The following is a 20,714-nucleotide window of genomic DNA, read 5'->3' as shown; positions in this document are numbered from 1 at the left end:
CGCCCCGGGCGGTGTCAGTGGTGGCCGATAGGGTCGCCGTCATGAGCTCTTCCCCCGCCGACCTGGTCCGTGAATTCCATCTCGCCTTCGGGCTCGACGCCCGCTCCACGCCCACCGAGGTGCCGGCCGAGCTGGCCGCCCACCGGGGCGAGCTGCTCGCCGAGGAGGCCGCGGAGGTCGCCGAGGTGTCCGTCGAGGGCCCGCTCGACAGACTGGCGCACGAACTCGCCGACGTCGTCTACGTCGCCTACGGCACCGCTCTCGTCCACGGCATCGACCTCGACGCCGTGCTCGCCGAGATCCACCGTTCCAACATGACCAAGCTCGCCCCCGACGGCACGGTGTCCCGCCGCGCCGACGGCAAGGTCCTCAAGGGCGACCACTACCGCGCCCCGGACGTCACGACGGTCCTGCGCGACCAGGGCTGGCGGCAGACGGACCCGACGACGGCTTGAGGGGGCGCTGCGGGAGGGACCGGGGGCTGATGGGGCCCCTCTCGGAAGGGTCGGCGCGGGGCCGTGCTGCCGGGTCCGAGGGCGTCCGGCCCGGGCCCGGACCCGGTGGGACGCTGACGGTCGACGCGTCCGGGCCGTGGGGCCGGCGCAACGCCGGAGCGCCTGCGGCCTGCTCGGACGCCGGCCCGTGATACGTGCCCGCTCGGCGGGTGCGCAGGGGCGCCGCGGTCGACGGCCCGGTGTGCCGAGGGGCGCCGGCCGAGGAGGTGCCGGGTTCGGGCGTCGCCCGCTGCCGCTGCCGCTGCCGGTGCCACGTGCCGGGCCGTACGGGCGGCGGGGGCGTCTCGTTGCTGCCGGAGTCCGGTGGGTGGCCGCTGGGGCGAGAGACGGCAGGGACGGGGCGTTTGCGTGCTCTCGGCGTCGGGTCCGCCCCCGGGCCGCGGGTGGTGTGGTGCTGGGGCCGCGGCCCGGCCGGGGATTACTCCGGTACCGAGGTCGGTTCGCGGAGTGCGGGTTCCGGGGTCGGCTTCGGGGGCTTGCCGAAGCGGCCGGTCCACCACATGGCTATCGGTTCCGTGTAGCGCGCCGTGAGGGGGCCGAGGACGACCAGGATGAGGACGTAGGCGGTGGCGAGGGGGCCCAGGGAGGGCTCGATGCCCGCGGTGACGGCCAGACCCGCGATGACGATCGAGAACTCGCCGCGGGCGACGAGCGCGCCGCCCGTGCGCCAGCGGCCCTTGACCGAGATACCGGCACGGCGGGCCGCCCAGTAGCCGGTCGCGATCTTCGTCGCGGCGGTGACGACCGCGAGGGCCAGCGCCGGGAGCAGGACCGGCGGGATGCTCGCCGGGTCGGTGTGCAGGCCGAAGAAGACGAAGAAGACGGCCGCGAAGAGGTCCCGGAGCGGGCTGAGGAGCGTGTGCGCGCCCTCCGCCACCTCGCCCGAGAGCGCGATGCCCACGAGGAACGCGCCGACCGCCGCCGACACCTGGAGCTGCTGGGCCACGCCCGCGACCAGGATCGTCAGGCCGAGGACGACCAGGAGGAGCTTCTCCGGGTCGTCGCTCGACACGAAACGGGAGATCAGACGGCCGTAGCGGACGGCGACGAACAGGACCAGGCCGGCCGCCGCCAGGGCGATCGCCAGGGTCACACTGCCCGCCATCAGCCCGGCGCCCGCCACCAGCGCGGTGACGATCGGCAGGTAGACCGCCATCGCCAGGTCCTCCAGGACCAGCACGCTGAGGATCACCGGTGTCTCGCGGTTGCCCACCCGGCCCAGGTCACCGAGGACCTTCGCGATCACCCCGGACGAGGAGATCCATGTGACGCCCGCCAGGACGACCGCGGCCACCGGACCCCAGCCCAGCAGCAGGGCCGCCGCCGCGCCCGGCAGCGCGTTGAGCGCGCCGTCGACCAGCCCGGAGGGGTAGTGCGCCTTCAGGTTGGTGACCAGGTCGCCCGCCGAGTACTCCAGGCCGAGCATCAGCAGCAGCAGGATGACGCCGATCTCGGCGCCGGTCGCCACGAACTCCTCGCTCGCGCCGAGGGGCAGCAGCCCGCCCTCACCGAAGGCGAGACCGGCCAGCAGATAGAGCGGGATCGGGGACAGGCTGAACCGGGCGGCGAACCGCCCGAGCAGACCCAGGCCGAGGATGATGGAGCCGAACTCGATCAGCAGGACCGCGGAGGAGTGCACTCCGTATCACTCCCGCCCGAGGATCGCCGCGGCGGCGTCGACGCCCTCACGGGTGCCGACGACGATCACCGTGTCCCCGCCCGCGAGCCGGAAGTCCGGGGCGGGCGACGGAATCGCCTCGGCCCGCCGCAGCACCGCCACGATCGACGCGCCCGTCTCGGTCCGCATCCGGGTGTCGCCCAGCAGCCGCCCGTTCCAGTTGGACGTCGCGGCGACCTCGATGCGCTCGGCGACGAGCCCCAGGTCGGTCGTGTAGAGCAGGCTCGCGCTGTGGTGCGAGGGCATCAGCGCGTCGATCAGGGAACCCGCCTCCGCGCCGGTCAGCCGCAGCGACTGGGCACAGGAGTCGGGGTCGTCGGCCCGGTAGACGCTCACCGTCCGGGCGCCGTCGCGGTGCGCCACCACGGACAGATGACGGTGTTCCCGGGTCACGAGGTCGTACTGGACCCCGATCCCCGGCAGCGGCGTCGCCCTCAGGCGCGGAGCAGACACGTTTCTTCCCCTTGGTACTCGGTTCGGGCACTCGGTGGTGCACCATGCGATCGTGCGAGTGCGGAATCCGAATGCTGCCATCGGTCCGTACGGTGGCGACATGGGTGTCAGCACGGATATACGGCCACACGGACCAGCGGAGAGGCTGGTCGGTGGCGCGGGATCACGCACGGAGGGCGGAAAAGTGTCGCTGTTCTGGCGGATCTTCTCGCTCAACGCGGTCGGCCTCGTCCTGGCCGCCGCACTGCTCCTCGGTCCGGTCACCGTGTCGACACCGGTCACCTCCGCCGAGGCGCTGGTCGTCGTCGCCGGGCTCGCCCTGCTGCTCGCGGGCAACGCGCTGGTCCTGCGGATAGGGCTCGCCCCGCTCAAGCGGCTCGGCCGGGCCATGGTCACCGCCGATCTGCGCCGGCCCGGAGGACGCGCGGACGTCGCCGGTCCCGCGGAGGCCGCCGAGCTGATCAGGACGTACAACACCATGCTCGACCGGCTGGCGGCGGAGCGGGCCGCCGGGACCGCGCGGGCGCTGTCCGCGCAGGAACGCGAACGCCAGCGCATCGCCCGCGAGCTGCACGACGAGGTCGGCCAGACCCTGACCGCCGTCCTGCTCCAGCTCAAACGGGTCGCCGACCGGGTCCCCGCGGAACTGGGCGAGGAGGTCGGCCAGGCGCAGGAGGCCACCCGCGCGGGGCTCGACGAGATCCGCAGGATCGCCCGGCGGCTGCGGCCCGGCGTGCTGGAGGAGCTCGGCCTCGCCAGTGCCCTGCGCGCCCTCGCCACGGAGTTCGACACGCACGGACTGACCGTGCGCCACCACATCGCCGGCGGACTGCCGCCCCTGACGGAGGAGGCGGAACTCGTGCTCTACCGGGTCGCCCAGGAAGGCCTCACCAACACCGCGCGGCACGCGGGCGCCGACCGCGCGGAGATCCGGCTCACGCCCGTCACCGGCGGCGTCGAACTCGTCGTACGCGACAACGGCAAGGGGATCGGGGACGCGCCCGAAGGGGCCGGGATGCGGGGGATGCGGGAGCGCGCGCTGCTCATCGGCGCCGAACTCACCCTCGGCGCGGCACCCGACGGAGGCACGGACGTACGGCTGCTGGTCGGAGGCGCGCGATGACCCCGGTACGTGTACTGCTCGCCGACGACCACACCCTCGTACGGCGCGGGGTGCGGCTCATTCTCGACGGCGAGGACGATCTGACGGTCGTCGCCGAGGCCGGGGACGGCGCGGAGGCCGTCGAGCTGGCGCGCGCGTGCGAGGTGGATCTGGCGGTCCTCGACATCGCGATGCCGAGGATGACCGGGCTCCAGGCGGCCCGCGAGCTGTCCCGGCGCCTGCCTGACCTGCGCATCCTCATCCTGACCATGTACGACAACGAGCAGTACTTCTTCGAGGCGCTCAAGGCCGGGGCCAGCGGGTACGTCCTCAAGTCCGTCGCCGACCGCGATCTCGTCGAGGCGTGCCGGGCCGCCGTGCGCGACGAGCCGTTCGTCTACCCCGGTGCCGAGCGGGCCCTCGTACGGTCGTACCTGGACCGGATGCACCGGGGGGAGTCGCTGCCCGCGCGGGCGGTCACCGAGCGGGAGGAGGAGATCCTCAAGCTCGTCGCCGAGGGGCACACCTCGAAGGAGATCGGGGAGCTGCTGTTCATCAGCACCAAGACCGTGGAACGCCACCGCGCGAACCTGCTGGCCAAGCTGGGCATGCGGGACCGGCTGGAGCTCACCCGGTACGCGATCCGCGCGGGGCTGATCGAACCCTGAGCGCCCGGCGGCACGCTCAGTAGCGCTGGGCCTTGGTCACCACGGCCGTCAGCTGCGTGCCGTCCGAGTCGTGGCTGATGGCGAGGGGCTGGACCTTCGCGCCGGCCGCGAGGTCCTCCGCGCCGACGTAACGGGTCTCGACGACCTTGCCGTCGGCGTCGCGGAAGTCGACCTGGACGGCGTAGGAGGCGGTGTCGTCGGTGCTGTTCCTGATGGTCACGACGACGGCCAGGAACCCGGAGGTCTCCGAGCGCGGCTTGCCGGTCAGGGAGACGTCGGCGGTCGCGTTGCCCTTGCCGTCGACGTCCTCGAGCGCGTCCTGCGCGGCCTGCCGCGACCGCTCGGTGTTCGCGTCGACCGAGGCCAGCCACTCCGAGGCGCGGGCCGAGACGCTGGCCGCGGCGGAGGAGGCCGCCGCCGTGACGGACTCCTTGACGGACTCCTTCACGGAGGCCAGCGCGGAGGGGGCGGAGCCGGAGAACGACGCCGTGACCGCCGCGCTCCTGGTCGCGTCGGAGGAGGACGAGGAGTCGTCGTCGCCGCACGCGACGAGCGAGGCGGCGCTCACCGCCGTGAGGACGAGTCCGGTGAGCGCGGTCGCGATCCGGCGTCGGTGCGTGGGCTGTGACATGGAGTCCCCTCGGGCGGCTTTTGTGGCGATTCGTTCCCATCGTGCGTGCCGTCCGGCCCCCCGGCCACCTCGGCGAGCCCTAACGGCTAACGGCTAACGGCTGACGGCTGACGGACAGCGGACGGGGGTCCGCGGCTATCGGGCGGCGTTCAGCGCGGCCACCGCCGCCTGCGCGTCGCCGATCGTCGTGTAGTCCACCGCGACGAAGTTCACCGGACGGCCCCGCTGCCGCTCGCACTCCTCGACCCGGTCGAGGACGAACCGCTCCGTGTTGACCTCGCCCGCGTCCAGCCGGCTGCCGCCGCCCGAGGTGATGAAGTGGTTGAGCAGGAACAGCCGCTTGCCGGTGCCGCCCCGGTGCGGCTCGCAGCTCATCTGCGCGGGGCGCCTGAAGGAGAACGGGGTCTCCATGCCGTAGCGGTAGAAGTTGCGGTACCAGGCGGCCGGGCCGTCGGCCTCCTCGGCGAAGACGACCAGGCGGTGCCCGCTGTCGATCATCTCGCCCAGTGTCGGCCAGGGGTCGGCGGGATCCTCGGACGGGGTGAACAGCAGGTCCGACAGGCCCGCCCGCTCGAACGCCCCGGCCGTGTCCTCGCCCGAGATCGCGTCCTGGACGATCAGCGTCAGCACCTCCGTGGGATGGTCGCGCAGCCAGTCCCCGATCTCCCGCAGCTCCGGCTCCAGCTCGACCGCCCCCGCCCGGCACACGGCATGGCACAGCCACAGCCCCTCGCGCGGCGGGTTCACCTTGTTCACGACGTTCGCGATCAGCGCCCGCTGCGCCACGGAGAAGTCGGAGCCGTCCAGCCGCGCGGTGATCTGCTGCGGCTGCTCCCACCGGTAGGTGTCGAGCTGGAGCCCGCGCACCCCGCCGTCCAGCTGGGTGGTGATCGCCGGGTCCTGGAGCGGGCCGATGAACCGGTCCACGGTCGTCGACATCGCGTTGTGCGAGGTCAGGAAGGCGACCTCGTCGTACGGCCGGTCGCACAGCGCCGCGCTGCCCTCGCACCGGCGCGGTGCCGAGGGGGCCGCGAGCGGCGCCAGCAGGAGACCGGCGACGGCGAGCGTGCTCGCCCCGAGCGCCGCGGGACGCGCGTACGCCGACGCGGTCCGCAGCCGCGGCCTGACCTGGATCGCCCAGCCGAACCCGGCGAGCAGCGCCCCGGCGGCCACCGGGATCAGCGCGGCACCCAGCGCGGTGAGGGTCACGTCGTGCACGGCGGCGTCCTGGAGGTCGTCCACCAGCCGCGCCAGGGCGGGCGGCCACCCCGCGGGCGGATCGACGACCCGCCCGTCACCGGCCAGCCGTACGACGAGGACCGTCAGCGCCGTCAGGGCGCCCCCGGCGGCGAGCGCCCAGCCCAGCAGCAGCGGCCGGCGGGCGGGCGCGGTGAGGACCCACAGCGCGGCCAGGGCGGCGACCAGGAGAGCGGCGGCGAGGGCCTCCACCAGGCCCAGGCCGACCGCCGTCCAGGGGCGGACGTCGTGGATCGCGGCCGTGTCCACGTCGAGTCTCCAGTGGCCGCCGTCGGTGAGCGTCCGCAGCCGGGCGACCGCGTCGTGCGTGCGCTCCGACACCAGGGCGGGCGCCACCGTGGCGAGCGCGGTGGCCACGTCCCCGTCGCCCAGGGCCACCTCGACCTCCGGGCGCAGCGCCTCGCGGTCCGCCTCGGGCAGCGCGCTCACCAGATGCCCGGCCACCGTGGCGGCCTGCTCCTCGGAGAGCGGGAGGGCCGGCAGCGCGCCCGGGGCCCGGCCCGCGACCACCTCCCGCAGCGCGGCCGAGAGGTCGTCCGAGAACGCCTCGAAGTCCGGCTCGGTCCTGCTCTGCACCGAGGCGACCAGGTCGCCGAAGTAGAGCTGCGCCAGATCGTCGACGTTGTCCAGCACGGGCCCGAGGTCGACGGTGGTGTCGAGGGTCGCGCGGTCGCCCGCGAGATAGCCGACGACGTTGTCGATCTGCTCGTTCGTGAGGTCCCGGACCGTCTCCGGCGGCACCACCAGCTTGATGTTGGAGGTCACCACCGCCTCCGGCACCGGCAGCCCGGCCAGCAGGTCCCGGACCACGGCCGCCGACTGAGGCTCGGTGAGGACCTCGTCGTAGAGCCGGTCGTACGTCGACTGCCCGTCCAGCACCGACCGGTGGAAGCCGGGCGAGAGGACCGTGGCGCGGGCCGTGGCCGTCAGCGCGACGACCAGCGTGCACAGCGCCGCGACGGCGAAGGCCAGGACGCGCGGCCAGGCGCGCGGGGCGGAGGGATCCATGGGGCACCTACCTGGTCCTCATGGTGATCTCGGGCCGCGCATCCCGCAATTCGCGCCGCCGCGCGGCTCAGTGGGCGGCGCGCACCCGCCGGCCCAGCAGCGCCACCCCGGCGAGGAGGGCGAGGACGACCCCGGCGAACCAGGTCAGCGCGGTCGCCGTCGTCACGTACAGGGTCGCCACCCCGAGCCCGACCGGCATCAGCGCCAGGCCCACGTACGACACCAGGAACAGCCCCGCGAGCGCCTCACCGCGCCGCGCCGGTGCCGCCATCGCCGCGACCGCGCCCACGGCGGACTTGAACAGCATGCCCGCGCCCGCGCCGACCACGGCCCCGGCCACCACGAACAGGGCGAGGTTCGCCGTGCGCACGGCCACCGCGAGGACGATCACCCCGGCGGCCTGCGCGACCAGGCCCGCGTCCCGCCGCACACGCGGGGCGAGCGTGCCCGTGGACACCTGGGCCGCGGCGGCGGCGCCGAACACCACGAACACGATCAGCCCGGCCAGCGCGCGCGACGGGTGGTGCAGGGTGCCGCCGACGAACCCCGGGGCCAGCGAGGTGAACAGCCCGAACACCGCGAAGGACGCGAAGCCCGCGGCGGACGCCGCCAGATACCCGGCCCGGTCGCCGTGGTCGGCGCTCACCCGCTGCGGCCGGTACGCGGGCCGCGTCTCCGGCTTCGTCACGGTCTCCGGCACCAGCGCCACGGTGACGAGCCCGAGCAGCAGCAGGACTCCGACGACGGCGTACGGCAGGCGCAGCGGCGCGACCGCGTACTGGGCCAGCAGACCGGCGAGCAGCGGGCCGAGCCCGAGGCCGCCGATGTTCGCCGCCGTCGACACGATCTCGAAGCGCTGCGGCGATCCGTCGGGCCGGTGGGCCCGGTGCAGATCGTGCAGGTACGCGGTGGCCGTGGCGCTCAGCATGCCGACCCCGAGCCCCGTGACCAGCCGCGCCACCAGCAGCACCGGCAGGGACGTGCCGGCCAGGAACAGCGCGGTGGCCAGCAGTTCGAGGGACAGGGCCGCCGCGATCACCTGGCGGCGGCCGACCCAGTCGGACACGTGTCCGGCGAGCAGCAGACTGACCAGGACGCCGACCGCGTACACCGCGAACACGACGGTCACCGTGAACGTCGAGAACCCGTCGTGCGCCTGGTAGAGCGGGTACAGCGGGGTCGGGACCGTCGAGAACGCCATGGCCGTGACGAACACGGCGGCGACGGCCCAGAAACCGGCGGCGGGCGTCGCCGTCCGGGCGGGGCGCGTGAGCGTGGACATCGACATGAGGGGTTCTCCGATTCCGGGCGATCGCGGGACGGGCGGCTGCCTCACCGCCCTGCGCTGCCCTGTGCGTCGTTGCCAACGGCTGCCAGGGACTCCTGCTTCCCCTCCGGTGGAGATGATCGAAGATGACGGTAATCTCCGAAGGAGATGAGCGAGCCGGAGAGGGGGAGGGCGCGTGGAGCTGCGGCAGATGGCGGTCGTCGTCGCGGTCGCCGAGGAGGGCGGGTTCAGCGCGGCGGCCCGGCGGCTGCACGTCGTCCAGTCGGCCGTCTCGGGGACGGTGCGGGCGCTGGAGCGCGAACTGGGCGCGCGCCTCTTCCACCGCACCACCCACCGGGTCTCCCTGACCCCGGCCGGGCGGGCGTTCCTGACGTCCGCGCGCGCGGCGCTGCAGGCCGCCGAGGAGGCCCGCGCGGCGGTCGCCCAGGCCCAGGGCGAGCTGCGCGGCGAGATCACCGTCGGGATCATGACCAGCCTGCACGCCGGGCTCGCCCCCGGACTCGCCGCCTTCCACCGGGAACACCCGGCCGTGGTGGTCCGGCTGCGCCAGGCGCCGGCCGGGGAGATCCCGCAGGCGCTGCGGGACGGCACCGTCGACCTCGCCGTCGTCGCGCTCGAACCGGAGCGGCTGCGCGGACTCGTCTCCCGCTCGCTGGCCCGGGAGGAGATGGTCCTGGTGACCGCCCCCGGCGACGGGCGGCTGCCCGAGCGGCCGGTGACCCTCGCCGAGGCGGTCGCGCTGCCGCTGGTCGACTTCCCGCTGGGCTGGGCGATCCGCGCCTCCGTCGACCGGGCCCTGCGCGCGGCGGCCGTCGAACGCGCCACCACCTTCGAGGTCAACGACATCCTCGGCGCCGTCGACCTGGTCCGCCACGGCCTCGGCGTCTGCGTCCTCCCGCTCTCCCTCGCCGCCCGCTTCCCCGACCTGTCGGTACGTCGCTTCGCCGCGCACGCCCCGAACTGGCGGATCAGCGTCGTCCACCCGCGGGGCGAACTGCCACCGGCGGTGACCGCACTCCTGCGCCACGTCGGCCCGTCCGACGCGCGGACACCGTAAGGAACGCGGCGGGCCGCCCACGCGGCGGGGCCGGTAGCGGCGGCCGACTGGTAGCGGCGGCCGGCTGGTAGCGGCGCGGCAAGCAGGGCGTGGTCGGAAGCGGCGCGGTCGGAAGCGCACTTCTTGTGCACAACGTCTTCCTACGCTCCCGGCGACACCGACCACCGAGCCCAGGGAGCCCTCCATGGCACTGATCGTCGCCGCCGCGTCGCCCTTCCACGGACATGTCCAGCCCGTCCTGACCGTCGCGGCCGACCTGGTGCGGCGCGGACACGAGGTCGTCGTGCTGACCGGGAGCCGGTTCGCCGAGGACGTGCGGGCCGCCGGTGCCCAGCATGTGTCGCTGCCGCCCGCCGCCGACTTCGACGACCGTCAGCTCGACCTGTACTTCCCCGACCGAGCCGCCTTCCCGCCGGGCCCGGCCCAGCTGGAGTACGACATGAAGCACGTCTTCGGCGACCCGACCGCCGCCCAGTACCGGGCCCTGCGGACCCTGCTGGAGCGCCGGTCGCCCGTCGCCGCCGTCATCGGCGACCCGCTCTTCCTCGGGACGACGGCCCTGACCCTGTCCGCGCCGGCCGGCGCCCGCCCCGTCACCGTCGGTCTGGGCATCACCATGCCGACCCTGCTCAGCGAGGACGCGCCGCCCATCGGGTTCGGGATGCCGCCGCTGGTCGGCGAGGGCGCCGGGAAACGGCACCGGGAGATGAACGACCAGATCAAGGAGGTCCTGGCGGGCGCCCAGCGGCACATCGAGGAGAACTTCGGGGAGGCCGGCACCCGGCTGCCCGGGTTCGTCCTCGACTGCCTGGTCACCGTGCCCGACCACTATCTCCAGCTCACCGTCCCGGGGTTCGAGTACCCGCGCGGGGATCTGCCGCGGAGCTTCCGGTTCATCGGGCCGCTGCCCGCCGCGCCCCGCCCGCCGCGCCCGCTGCCGTCCTGGTGGGGGGAGGTGGAAGGGACCGGGCGGCCGGTCGTCGTGGTCACCCAGGGCTCGTTCGCCAACCGGGACCTCGGCCGGCTCGTCCGGCCCGCCCTCGACGCGCTCGCCGGCGAGGACGTCCTCGTCGTCGCCGCCACCGGCCGCGCGGACGGCCCCGCCGAGATCGAGGCCGCCGGAGCCGTACCGGCGAACGCCCGCGTCGGCGGCTACCTGCCCTTCGAGGCGCTGCTGCCCCACGCGTCCGTGCTGGTCACCAACGGCGGCTACGGCGGAGTCCACGAGGCCCTGCGGCACGGCGTCCCGCTCCTGGTCGGCGGCGACGGCGAGGACAAGCGGGAGGTGGCCGCCCGGGTCGAGTGGAGCGGCACCGGTCTCGACCTGCGCACCGGCGACCCGTCGCCCGCCGAACTCCGCGACGCGGTGCGGAGGTTGCTGGCCGAGCCGGGGTTCCGCGCACGGGCGGGGGAGCTGCGGGAGGAGTGCGGGCGCCATGACGCGCTGGCGGCGGTCGCGGACCTGGTCGCACGGGTCGCCCAGGACGTTCCGGAGCGCTCGCGCGAGGGCGTCAGGCCGCCGGAAAGGGGCGCGGCACGCCCGTAATGTCCAGCCCCGTGAGAGGCGCCCCGCCGCTCCCTAGCATGTGGCTCCGCCCGGGGGAGGGCGGCCGGGTGAAGGACGCGACGGGCCGCGACGAGCTACGACAGGTGGGAGCGGGCGGGGCGGATGGGGACGGGGCAGGGCCGGACGGGGACGGGGACGGGGCGGAGGCCGGGGGGCCAACAAGGCGGGCACTTTTCGTCCACTGCCGCCTGCCTACGCTCCCGCCACCCATCCACACCCGTCCAGGGGGAGCGACACACATGACGTACACGATGATCAACGGGAACCGGCTGTTCCACACCGACGAGGGGCCGACCGCGGAGAGCGGCGGCGAGACGGTGCTGCTGGTCCACGGCGGGACCTGCGACTCGCACGACTGGTCCGCGCAGATCGCCGCGTTCTCGGCCCGGCACCGGGTCATCGCGCCGGACCTGCGCGGCCACGGACGGTCCAGCGGGCTCACCGGCGGCATGCGGCCGAGGGACTTCGCCGCCGACCTCGCCGAACTCCTCGACGGCATCGGCACCGGACCGGTGGTCGTCGTCGGGCACTCGCTCGGCGCCGTCGTCGCCTCCGTCCTCGCGGTCGAACACCCCTCCCTGGTACGGGCGGTGGTCGCGGTGGACCCGGGCTACGGCTTCGAGGCCGGGTTCGGGCCGCAGCTCGCCGCCGCCTTCCGCGTCCCGGACCCGGTCGGCACCGCCGTCGCGGTCCTCGGCGGTCTGGAGAACCCGGCCACGGCCGGGACCGACACGGACGCGCTGCGGGTCTGGCACCGGCGCCGCATCCTCGCCATGGACCCGATGACGGTGCGGGACGTCTTCCACGGCCTGTTCGACACGGCCGCCGCCCCACTGACCGCCCGGCCCGGCGTCGAGGCGTATCTCGCCCGCCGCGCCTGCCCGGTGCTGTCGCTGAACGCGGCGGCCTCGCTCAAGGCCAAGGGCATCGACGGCGACTGGGAGGAGACGCTCGGCCGGCACCCGTACAGCGTGTCGGTGGTGGTGGAAGGGGTGGGCCACTGGCTGTTCCAGGAACGGCCCGCCGAGTTCAACGCGCTGGTGCTGGGATGGCTGGAAGGACTGCCCGCCGACTGACCTCAGGGGGAGGGCGGTTCGGGGGCGGGGACGCTCCTGAGCGATACGGGGACACGGGAACACGGGGACACGGGGACATGGGCACACGGGGACTACGACGGTGACGATGCGGTTCGAGGTACTGGGACCGGTGCGGGTCTGGCGCGACGGCGCGGAGGTGGGGCTCGGCGCCGCCCAGCAGCGGTTGCTGCTCGCCCAGTTGATGGCGCACGCGGGGCGGCCCGTGGCCATGGAGGAGCTTCAGCACGCGCTCTGGGGCGAGTCCCCGCCGGGCTCGCCCGCCAACGCCGTCTACCGGCACATCGGCGTCCTGCGCCGGCTGCTGGAACCCCGCCTGCCGGTCAGGGCACCGGGCCGCTGGCTGGTCCGGGAGGCGGGCGGCTACCGGCTCAACGCGACCCCGGAGACACTGGACCTGCTGCGCTTCCGGGAGTTGGTCCGCCGGGCACGGCAACAGGAGCCCCGGGTGCCGCTGTTGCTGGAGGCGATCGGCCTGCGCACCGGGCCCGTCGCCACCGGCGTGCCCGTGGAGGCACGGTCCCACCCCGCCTTCAACGCCCTGGAACGCGAGCACCTCGCGGTCGTGAAGGAGGCGGCGGACGCGGCGCTGACCACGGGGGCGGCCGGAGAGCTGCTGGCCGTTCTGCACCGCGTCGCCGCCGAACACCCCCTCGACGAGACGGTCCAGGCCCGCTTGGTGCGCGCGCTCGGCGCCACCGGCCAGCGCGCCGAGGCCCTCGACACCTGGCACCGGGTACGGGCCCGGCTCGACGCGGAACTGGGCGTCGAACCGGGCCCCGAACTCCGCGCCGCCCAGCGGGAGGTGCTGAGCGGGGACGACCACCGTCAGGAGGCAGGGCGAGGCGGCGGTCGTGGCGCCGCCCGGGGGCGCGAGACGCCGTTCCGGCTGACCGTGGTCCCCGACGCCACATCGCCCCCCGCCCCGGACGCCCCCTTCGTGCGGCCCGCCCAACTCCCCGCCGACCTGCCCGCGTTCGCCGGGCGGCGGGCTCAGCTCGCCCAGGTGATGGAGGTGTCCGGTGCGGCGGCGCCCGGCACCCGGATCGCCGTGATCAGCGGGATGGGCGGCATCGGCAAGACCACCCTGGCCGTACGGTGGGCGCACCGCGTCGCCCACCGCTTCCCGGACGGGCAGCTCTGCACGAACCTGCGCGGCTTCGACCCGGGCGGCGCCCCCGCGGACCCGGCGCAGGTGCTGCGCGGCTTCCTGGAGGCCCTCGGCGTGCCCCCGCAGCGCATACCCGGCGGGGCCGACGCCCAGGCCGGGCTCTACCGCAGCCTGCTGGCCCGGCGCAGGGTGCTGATCCTGCTCGACAACGCGCGGGACGCCGAACAGGTGCGGCCCCTGCTGCCGGGCAGCCCCGGCTGTCTGGTCGTCGTCACCAGCCGCGACCACCTCCACGGCCTGGTCACCGCGGAGGCCGCCCGGCCCCTGGCCCTGGACCGGCTGCCCGACGCCGAGGCCCGCGAGTCGCTCACCCGCCGCCTCGGCGCCGACCGGGTGCTCGCCGAGCGGGCCGCCGTCGACGAGATCGTCGCCCACTGCTCCGGGCTCCCGCTGGCCCTCGCCGTCGTCGCCACCCGCGCCGCCGCCCACCCCGGCTTCCCGCTCGCCGTGATCGCCGAGGAACTGCGCGACGCGCACGGCAGCCTCGACGCGTTCACCGACGCCGACCCCGCCGGCGACGTACGGGCGGTGCTGTCCTGGTCGTACCGCGCGCTCACCCCGGACGCCGCCCGCCTGCTGCGGCTGCTGTCCCTGCACCCCGGACCGGACGTCACCCCGTCCGCGGCGGCGGCCGTCGCGGGCACGGACCCGGCGCGCACCCGCGCCCTGCTCGCCGAACTCGCCCGCGCCCACCTGCTCACCGAGCACGCACCTGGCCGCTACGCCTGCCACGACCTGCTGCGCACCTACGCCGCCGAACGTGCCGCGGAGCACGACAGCGAGGGCGAACGGGAGGCAGCCGTCCGCCGGCTCCTCGACCACTACCTGCACACCGCCCACGCCGCGGGCGGCGCCTACTCCCCGTTCTGGCGGCTGCACCCGCCTCCCGAGGCCGCCCCGGGCGCCCGCCCCGAGGCGTTCGCCGGCGACGGACGGGCGCTGCGCTGGTACACGGCCGAGAGCCAGGTCCTGTCCGCCGTCGTCGAACGGGCCCGCGCGCTCGGCGAGCACGCCCATGTGTGGGGCCTGGCCTGGGCCCTGGAACGCTTCATGGACCGGCAGGGCCACTGGCACGACTCCGCCGCCCTGCAACGCCTCGGCCTGGACGCCGCCGTCCGCGACGGCCATCCCACCGCGCGGGCCCATCTCCACCGCGGCCTGGCCCGTGCCTCGGCCCGCCTGGAACGGTACGACGACGCCCGCGCCCACATACGGCACTCCCTCGACCGGTTCGCCGCCCTCGGCGACCGGATCGGCCTCGCGCACGCCCACCGCAGCCACGGCTGGCTCCTGGACCGGCTCGGCGACCTCGACGGGGCGCTCGACGCGTCCGGCCGGGCCCTCGCCCTGTACCGCGACCTCGGTGACCTCGCCGCCGAGACCAGCGCGCTGCACGCCCTCGGCTGGACGCACGTCCTGCGCGGCGAACACCGCCGGGCCGCCGCCTACTTCGAGGAGACCCTCGACGGCCTGGACCGGCTCTCCGACGGCAACCGGTACGGCGAGGCCGGCACCTGGGACAGCCTCGGCATCGCCCGCCACCACCTCGGCGAGCACGCCCGTGCCGTCGCCGCCTACCAGTGCGCGCTGCGCCTCTACCGCGAGGTCGACGACGCCTTCGGGGAGGCCGGCACCCTGCGCCACCTCGGCGACACCTATCTCGCCACCGGCGACCCCGGCTCCGCCCGCACCGTCTGGGAACGCGCCCTGCGTCTCCTCGCGCGCGCCGACCCCACGGCCGCCGCCGAGATCCGCACCAGACTCCTCGCCCTCGGCGACGAGGTCCCCGCCCCCCGCATCACGGCGGTCACCCGGCGAACCGAACGGGGGGACACCGGGCCCTGAGCCCGCCCCAGCACGGACGGAGCGCGGTCACGGGTGCGCGGAGCGAGGCCGGGGTGGTGCCCCTCCGGGAGCGCCTACCCTTGACCCATGACCATCAGCAGCGACCGGAGCCCGGCAGTGGACCTCTCAGCGCCCAAGACCTACGAAGTTCGTACCTACGGGTGCCAGATGAACGTCCACGACTCGGAGCGATTGTCCGGACTGCTGGAGGACGCGGGCTACGTCCGCGCCCCCGAGGGCTCCAACGGCGACGCCGACGTCGTCGTCTTCAACACCTGCGCGGTCCGCGAGAACGCCGACAACAAGCTGTACGGCAACCTCGGTCACCTCGCGCCGATGAAGACCAAGCGGCCCGGCATGCAGATCGCGGTCGGCGGCTGTCTCGCGCAGAAGGACCGCGACACGATCGTCCGGCGGGCGCCCTGGGTCGACGTCGTCTTCGGCACGCACAACATCGGCAAGCTGCCCGTCCTGCTGGAACGCGCGCGCGTGCAGGAAGAGGCGCAGGTCGAGATCGCGGAGTCGCTGGAGGCGTTCCCCTCCACCCTGCCGACCCGCCGCGAGAGCGCCTACGCGGCCTGGGTGTCGATCTCCGTCGGCTGCAACAACACCTGCACCTTCTGCATCGTCCCCGCCCTGCGCGGCAAGGAGGAGGACCGCCGCCCCGGCGACATCCTCGCCGAGGTCGAGGCGCTGGTCGCCGAGGGCGTCTCCGAGATCACCCTGCTCGGCCAGAACGTCAACGCCTACGGCTCCGACCTCGGCGACCGCGAGGCGTTCAGCAAGCTGCTGCGCGCCTGCGGGCAGATCGAGGGCCTGGAGCGGGTCCGCTTCACCTCCCCGCACCCGCGCGACTTCACGGACGACGTGATCGCGGCGATGGCCGAGACCCCCAACGCGATGCCGCAGCTGCACATGCCGCTCCAGTCCGGCTCGGACCCGATCCTCAAGGCGATGCGCCGCTCCTACCGCCAGGAGCGCTACCTCGGGATCATCGAGAAGGTCCGCGCGGCCATCCCGCACGCCGCCATCTCCACCGACATCATCGTGGGCTTCCCCGGCGAGACGGAGGAGGACTTCGAGCAGACCATGCACGTCGTGCGCGAGGCCCGGTTCGCCAACGCCTTCACCTTCCAGTACTCCAAGCGCCCCGGCACCCCGGCCGCCACGATGGACGGCCAGATCCCCAAGGAGGTCGTCCAGGCGCGCTACGAGCGGCTCGTCGCCCTCCAGGAGGAGATCTCCTGGGAGGAGAACAAGAAGCAGGTCGGCCGCACCCTGGAGCTGATGGTCGCCGAGGGCGAGGGCCGCAAGGACGGCTCCACCCACCGGCTCTCCGGCCGCGCCCCCGACAACCGTCTCGTCCACTTCACCAAGCCGGACCAGGAGGTCCGCCCCGGCGACGTGGTCACCGTCGAGATCACCTACGCCGCCCCGCACCACCTCCTCGCCGAGGGTGCCGTCCTCGGCGTGCGCCGCACCCGCGCGGGCGACGCCTGGGACAAGCGCAACGCAGCCGAGGCCGCGAAGCCCGCCGGTGTCCTGCTGGGTCTGCCGAAGATCGGCGTCCCCGAGCCCCTGCCGGCGGCCACGGGCGGCTGCGCGGTGAACTGACCCGGTCCGGTATCGGGGAGCGCGGAGTCACGCGTCGGCGCCGGGCGGCGTTACGCTGCTGATCATGCTTGTCGCAGCCGCTGTCTGCCCCTGTCCGCCGCTCCTCGTGCCGGAGGTCGCCGCGGGCGCCGCACCCGAACTGGACGCGGCGCGTGCCGCCTGCGCGGACGCGCTGGGCGTGCTCGCCGCGGCCCGGCCCGATCTGCTGCTCGTCGTCGGGCCCGCCGGACAGGCCGGGAGAGGGCCGCACCCCGAGGGGGCGCGGGGCTCGTTCCGGACCTTCGGCGTGGACCTCGACGTGACGCTCGGCCAAGGCTTTGGCGCCCCGGCCGAGCGGGCGCTGCCGCCCTCGCTCGCGGTCGCCGCGTGGCTGCTGGGCCGCACCGGCTGGTCCGACGCCCCGATCGAGGGACTCGGTGTGGGGGAACCGCTGGAGCCCGAGCGGTGTATCCGTACTGGAAGAGACCTCGCGGCCCGGGCCGAGCGGGTGGCGATGCTGGTGATGGGCGACGCCAGCGCCTGCCGCACGCTCAAGGCGCCCGGCTACCTCGACGAGCGCGCGCAGCCCTTCGACGCGGAGCTCTCGCGTGCGCTCGGCACGGCCGACGTGGCGGCCCTCGCGGCGGTCGACGCCGGGCTCGCGTACGAGCTGAAGGTGTCGGGGCGCGCCCCCTGGCAGGTGCTGGCCGGTGCCGCCGAGGGCGCGGGACTCGGCGGCGACCTGCTCTACGAGGACGCGCCCTACGGCGTGGGGTACGTGGTGGCCGCCTGGTCCTGACGGGGCCCGGGGGCGGCGGCGCCGGTCAGGAGGCCGGGGGCCGCGTGCCGCCCTCGTCCTTCTGGGCCAGCTTGTCCACGGCGTCCTTGGCCTTGCCGGTGCCGGTCTGGATCCGGTCGCTGTACTTGCCCTTGGTCTTCTCGTCGACGACCTTCGCGGCCTTGTCGATTCCGCCCTGGATCTTGTCCCCGTGCTGCTGCGCGAGACCGGAGACCTTGTCCTTGGCGGGGTTGAGCTTGGCTTTGAGATTGTCCAGCAGGCCCATCGTTCACCTTCTCGACTCGACTGACGAACAAGTGATGCGAAAGCTCGCATAACACTTCATACAGTTCATTCCGTTCACACGGTACTCGTTCGAGTCCACCCCACGACCTTTGGGAGACTGGTCCGGTGAGCACCGCACTCCCCGCCCCTCGCGTCATCGCCGTCGTCGGACCGACCGCGGCCGGAAAGTCCGATCTGGGCGTCTTCCTGGCCCAGCGGCTCGGCGGCGAGGTCATCAACGCCGACTCCATGCAGCTCTACCGGGGCATGGACATCGGCACCGCCAAGCTGACGCCCGAGGAACGCGGCGGCGTGACGCACCACCTCCTGGACATCTGGGACGTGACCGTCACCGCCTCCGTCGCCGAGTACCAGCGCCTGGCCCGCGCACGGATCGACGCGCTGCTCGCCGAGGGCCGCTGGCCGGTCCTGGTCGGCGGCTCCGGCCTGTACATCCGCGGCGCCGTCGACAACCTGGAGTTCCCCGGCACCGACCCCGAGGTCAGGGCCCGCCTGGAGGAGGAGCTCACGCTGCGCGGCTCCGGCGCCCTGCACGCCCGCCTCGCCGCCGCCGACCCCGAGGCCGCCCACGCCATCCTGCCCAGCAACGGACGCCGGATCGTGCGCGCCCTGGAGGTCATCGAGATCACCGGCAAGCCCTTCACCGCCAACCTCCCCGGCCACGACTCGGTCTACGACACCGTCCAGATCGGCGTCGACGTCGCCCGCCCCGAACTCGACGAGCGCATCGCCCGCCGGGTCGACCGGATGTGGGACGCGGGCCTGGTCGACGAGGTGCGCGCGCTGGAGGCGCGAGGACTGCGCGAGGGGCGCACGGCGTCGCGCGCGCTCGGCTACCAGCAGGTGCTCGCGGCGCTCACGGGGGAGTGCGCCGAGGAGGAGGCGCGGACGGAGACGATCCGTGCCACCAAGCGCTTCGCGCGCCGCCAGGATTCATGGTTCAGGCGCGATCCCCGGGTGCACTGGCTCAGTGGGGCCGCGGCGGATCTCACAGAACTTCCAAAGCTCGCACTGGCGTTGGTCGAACGACCGGTCACAGCCTGATCACGTCATGGCATCGGGACGCTCAGGCCGTCATCCGGCCCTCCGGCGCCGTGCCATCATCGAGCTTCGATCGACCAAGTGGAGTCCGAGTTGGGAGGGCGCGTGGCGATGGAGGCCGGCCCTCGCGACACCGCACAAGGCACCGAGCCCCGCACCGCCGACAGCGGTGAACCGGAGTTCGACGGCGGCCCGCTGAGCTCCGACGAACCCGACGAGGTGCCGGGCGGTGTGATCGACGACGGCCCCGAGCCCGAGGAGATGTTCGCCGACGGCCCCGAGGTCGAGGTCGAGCTGCGTCCGCAGCGCAGGCTGCGCATCTGGCAGCTCGCCCCCATCGTCGCCCTGGCCGCGCTGGGCTCCCTGATGTTCGCCTTCCCGCTCGCCTTCGACTTCGGCGACAGCGGGGCCGTGATCGCCATGCTGGGTCTGCTGATCTGCTCCTGCGCGGCCGGCTGGGGCATGATGGCCGCCCGCCGCGTGGGTCACGCCTGGCCCGGCCTGCCCCAGCGGGGGTCGGGCCGGCGCGCGGACTGGCGGGTCGCGCTGCTGTACATCGCGCTCGTCGCCGCCGTGATCGCGCTGGCCGTCTGGCGCGTGGCCCGGCTGCGCTGAGCCGCCGAACGCTCTCCACGCGCGCGTGTGCCGGTGCCGTGACGCCACGCGTGCGTGCGGGTGCCGTACGGCCACGCGTGCGTGCGGGTGCCCTTCCGGCGGCCGTGACCCGGTGTCGTACCCACCCCGTACGATCGAGGAATGAGCACGCGGATCGCCTTCCTCAAGGGTCACGGCACCGAGAACGACTTCGTGATCGTCCCGGACCCCGAGAACGCCCTCGACCTCCCCCCGGCCGCCGTCGCCGCCCTGTGCGACCGCCGCGCGGGCATCGGCGGGGACGGCCTGCTGCACGTCGTGCGGTCCGCCGCGCACCCCGAGGCCCAGGGCATGGCGGCCGAGGCCGAGTGGTTCATGGACTACCGCAACGGCGACGGCTCGGTCGCCGAGATGTGCGGCAACGGCGTCCGCGTCTTCGCCCGCTACCTCCAGCGCGCCGGGCACGTTACCGAGGGCGACCTGACCGTGGCCACCCGGGGCGGCGTGAAGGCGGTGCACCTCGCCAAGAACGGGGACGTCACCGTCGGCATGGGCCCGGCCCGGCTGCCCGAGGGCGACGTCAGCGTGAGTGTCGGCGAGCGCAGCTGGCCCGCGCGGAACGTGAACATGGGCAACCCGCACGCCGTGGCCTTCGTGGACGACCTCGACCAGGCCGGCAGCCTTTTCGAGGCGCCGCCCTTCAGCCCGGCCGCCGCCTACCCCGACGGGGTCAACGTGGAGTTCGTGGTAGACCGCGGCCCGCGCCACGTCGCGATGCGCGTGCACGAGCGCGGCTCCGGCGAGACCCGCTCCTGCGGCACGGGCGCCTGCGCGGTCGCCGTGGCCGCCGCCCGCCGGGACGGAATCGACCCTTCCGTGACCGGAGCCCCGGCCACCTACACCGTCGACCTCCCCGGCGGCACCCTCGTGATCACCGAACGCCCCGACGGAGAGATCGACATGACCGGACCCGCCGTGATCGTCGCCGAGGGCGAGATCGACGCGGAATGGCTGGAAAGCGTCAGACGTTGACATGGTGAAACGCGGGTCCCGACGGCTCCGGTCGCC

Annotated in this window: 18 protein-coding genes; 12 read left to right on the top strand and 6 right to left on the bottom strand. The window is 74.3% G+C overall.

The annotated features are described in order from the left end of the window. Positions 1 to 41: 41 nt before the first annotated feature. The gene (locus ACIPSE_RS41420; RefSeq protein ID WP_401673855.1) at positions 42 to 455 is read left to right on the top strand and encodes a MazG nucleotide pyrophosphohydrolase domain-containing protein; all 414 of its coding nucleotides are present in this window, start codon (positions 42 to 44) and stop codon (positions 453 to 455) included. 478 nt (positions 456 to 933) lie between these two features. Here the strand turns inward: ACIPSE_RS41420 and ACIPSE_RS41415 are convergent, their stop codons facing one another. Beyond that, positions 934 to 2,154 carry a cation:proton antiporter gene (locus ACIPSE_RS41415; protein WP_401673853.1) on the bottom strand — a complete coding sequence of 407 codons (1,221 nt, stop codon included), beginning with the start codon at positions 2,152 to 2,154 and terminating at the stop codon, positions 934 to 936. 6 nt (positions 2,155 to 2,160) lie between these two features. Next, positions 2,161 to 2,646, bottom strand: a complete 486-nt coding sequence (locus ACIPSE_RS41410) for a cation:proton antiporter regulatory subunit (protein ID WP_401673851.1) — start codon at positions 2,644 to 2,646, stop codon at positions 2,161 to 2,163. Positions 2,647 to 2,830: 184 nt separating this feature from the next. Between ACIPSE_RS41410 and ACIPSE_RS41405 the strand changes: the two genes are divergently transcribed. Beyond that, entirely contained in the window at positions 2,831 to 3,769 is a 939-nt protein-coding gene (locus ACIPSE_RS41405) for a sensor histidine kinase (protein ID WP_401673849.1), read from the top strand. Continuing rightward, positions 3,766 to 4,416 (top strand): response regulator, encoded by a 651-nt coding sequence (locus ACIPSE_RS41400; RefSeq protein ID WP_401673846.1) that lies wholly within the window; start codon positions 3,766 to 3,768, stop codon positions 4,414 to 4,416. Before ACIPSE_RS41405 ends, ACIPSE_RS41400 begins: the two co-directional genes overlap by 4 nt. A 16-nt stretch (positions 4,417 to 4,432) precedes the next feature. Here ACIPSE_RS41400 and ACIPSE_RS41395 read toward each other — a convergent pair whose 3' ends face one another. The 3 genes from ACIPSE_RS41395 to ACIPSE_RS41385 form a co-directional block, all read right to left on the bottom strand. Continuing rightward, complete coding sequence (locus ACIPSE_RS41395) at positions 4,433 to 5,047, bottom strand: FxLYD domain-containing protein (RefSeq protein ID WP_401673844.1); 615 nt, start codon at positions 5,045 to 5,047, stop codon at positions 4,433 to 4,435. Between the two features lie 135 nt (positions 5,048 to 5,182). Continuing rightward, on the bottom strand, positions 5,183 to 7,312 hold the full coding sequence (locus ACIPSE_RS41390) for a hypothetical protein (RefSeq protein ID WP_401673841.1): 2,130 nt from the start codon (positions 7,310 to 7,312) through the stop codon (positions 5,183 to 5,185). A gap of 67 nt (positions 7,313 to 7,379) precedes the next feature. Next, positions 7,380 to 8,594, bottom strand: coding sequence for an MFS transporter (locus tag ACIPSE_RS41385; protein WP_401673838.1), 1,215 nt, complete (start codon positions 8,592 to 8,594; stop codon positions 7,380 to 7,382). A gap of 181 nt (positions 8,595 to 8,775) precedes the next feature. Between ACIPSE_RS41385 and ACIPSE_RS41380 the strand changes: the two genes are divergently transcribed. The 6 genes from ACIPSE_RS41380 (at position 8,776) to ACIPSE_RS41355 (ending at position 17,726) form a co-directional block, all read left to right on the top strand. Then, positions 8,776 to 9,657, top strand: coding sequence for a LysR family transcriptional regulator (locus tag ACIPSE_RS41380; RefSeq protein WP_401673836.1), 882 nt, complete (start codon positions 8,776 to 8,778; stop codon positions 9,655 to 9,657). 184 nt (positions 9,658 to 9,841) lie between these two features. Then, the gene (locus tag ACIPSE_RS41375; protein ID WP_401673833.1) at positions 9,842 to 11,203 is read left to right on the top strand and encodes a glycosyltransferase; all 1,362 of its coding nucleotides are present in this window, start codon (positions 9,842 to 9,844) and stop codon (positions 11,201 to 11,203) included. Between the two features lie 260 nt (positions 11,204 to 11,463). After that, on the top strand, positions 11,464 to 12,300 hold the full coding sequence (locus ACIPSE_RS41370) for an alpha/beta fold hydrolase (RefSeq protein WP_401673831.1): 837 nt from the start codon (positions 11,464 to 11,466) through the stop codon (positions 12,298 to 12,300). A gap of 106 nt (positions 12,301 to 12,406) precedes the next feature. Continuing rightward, on the top strand, positions 12,407 to 15,334 hold the full coding sequence (locus ACIPSE_RS41365; RefSeq protein ID WP_401673828.1) for an AfsR/SARP family transcriptional regulator: 2,928 nt from the start codon (positions 12,407 to 12,409) through the stop codon (positions 15,332 to 15,334). 87 nt (positions 15,335 to 15,421) lie between these two features. Further along, positions 15,422 to 16,948, top strand: a complete 1,527-nt coding sequence (gene miaB, locus ACIPSE_RS41360) for a tRNA (N6-isopentenyl adenosine(37)-C2)-methylthiotransferase MiaB (RefSeq protein WP_401673825.1) — start codon at positions 15,422 to 15,424, stop codon at positions 16,946 to 16,948. A gap of 64 nt (positions 16,949 to 17,012) precedes the next feature. Continuing rightward, positions 17,013 to 17,726, top strand: coding sequence for a class III extradiol dioxygenase subunit B-like domain-containing protein (locus ACIPSE_RS41355; RefSeq protein WP_401673822.1), 714 nt, complete (start codon positions 17,013 to 17,015; stop codon positions 17,724 to 17,726). Between the two features lie 25 nt (positions 17,727 to 17,751). On the opposite strand, the gene ACIPSE_RS41350 is transcribed toward ACIPSE_RS41355, so the two are convergent. After that, the gene (locus ACIPSE_RS41350; RefSeq protein ID WP_401673819.1) at positions 17,752 to 17,991 is read right to left on the bottom strand and encodes an antitoxin; all 240 of its coding nucleotides are present in this window, start codon (positions 17,989 to 17,991) and stop codon (positions 17,752 to 17,754) included. A gap of 125 nt (positions 17,992 to 18,116) precedes the next feature. On the opposite strand from ACIPSE_RS41350, the gene miaA reads away from it, so the two are divergent. From miaA to dapF, 3 genes are all read left to right on the top strand, one after another. Continuing rightward, a complete protein-coding gene (gene miaA / locus ACIPSE_RS41345) occupies positions 18,117 to 19,055 on the top strand; it encodes a tRNA (adenosine(37)-N6)-dimethylallyltransferase MiaA (protein ID WP_401673817.1) in 939 nt (312 codons plus the stop codon). 108 nt (positions 19,056 to 19,163) lie between these two features. Beyond that, positions 19,164 to 19,667: a hypothetical protein gene (locus ACIPSE_RS41340; RefSeq protein WP_401673941.1), complete on the top strand. Its 504-nt coding sequence runs from the start codon at positions 19,164 to 19,166 to the stop codon at positions 19,665 to 19,667. Between the two features lie 141 nt (positions 19,668 to 19,808). Then, positions 19,809 to 20,678 carry a diaminopimelate epimerase gene (gene dapF / locus ACIPSE_RS41335; RefSeq protein WP_401673814.1) on the top strand — a complete coding sequence of 290 codons (870 nt, stop codon included), beginning with the start codon at positions 19,809 to 19,811 and terminating at the stop codon, positions 20,676 to 20,678. Positions 20,679 to 20,714: the final 36 nt, after the last annotated feature.

It is taken from the genome of Streptomyces sp. NPDC090106 (assembly GCF_044747265.1).
Classification (GTDB): Bacteria; Actinomycetota; Actinomycetes; order Streptomycetales; family Streptomycetaceae; genus Streptomyces.
The sequence above is the reverse complement of the archived record's forward strand: the minus strand, read 5'-3'. Positions and strand labels throughout refer to the sequence as shown.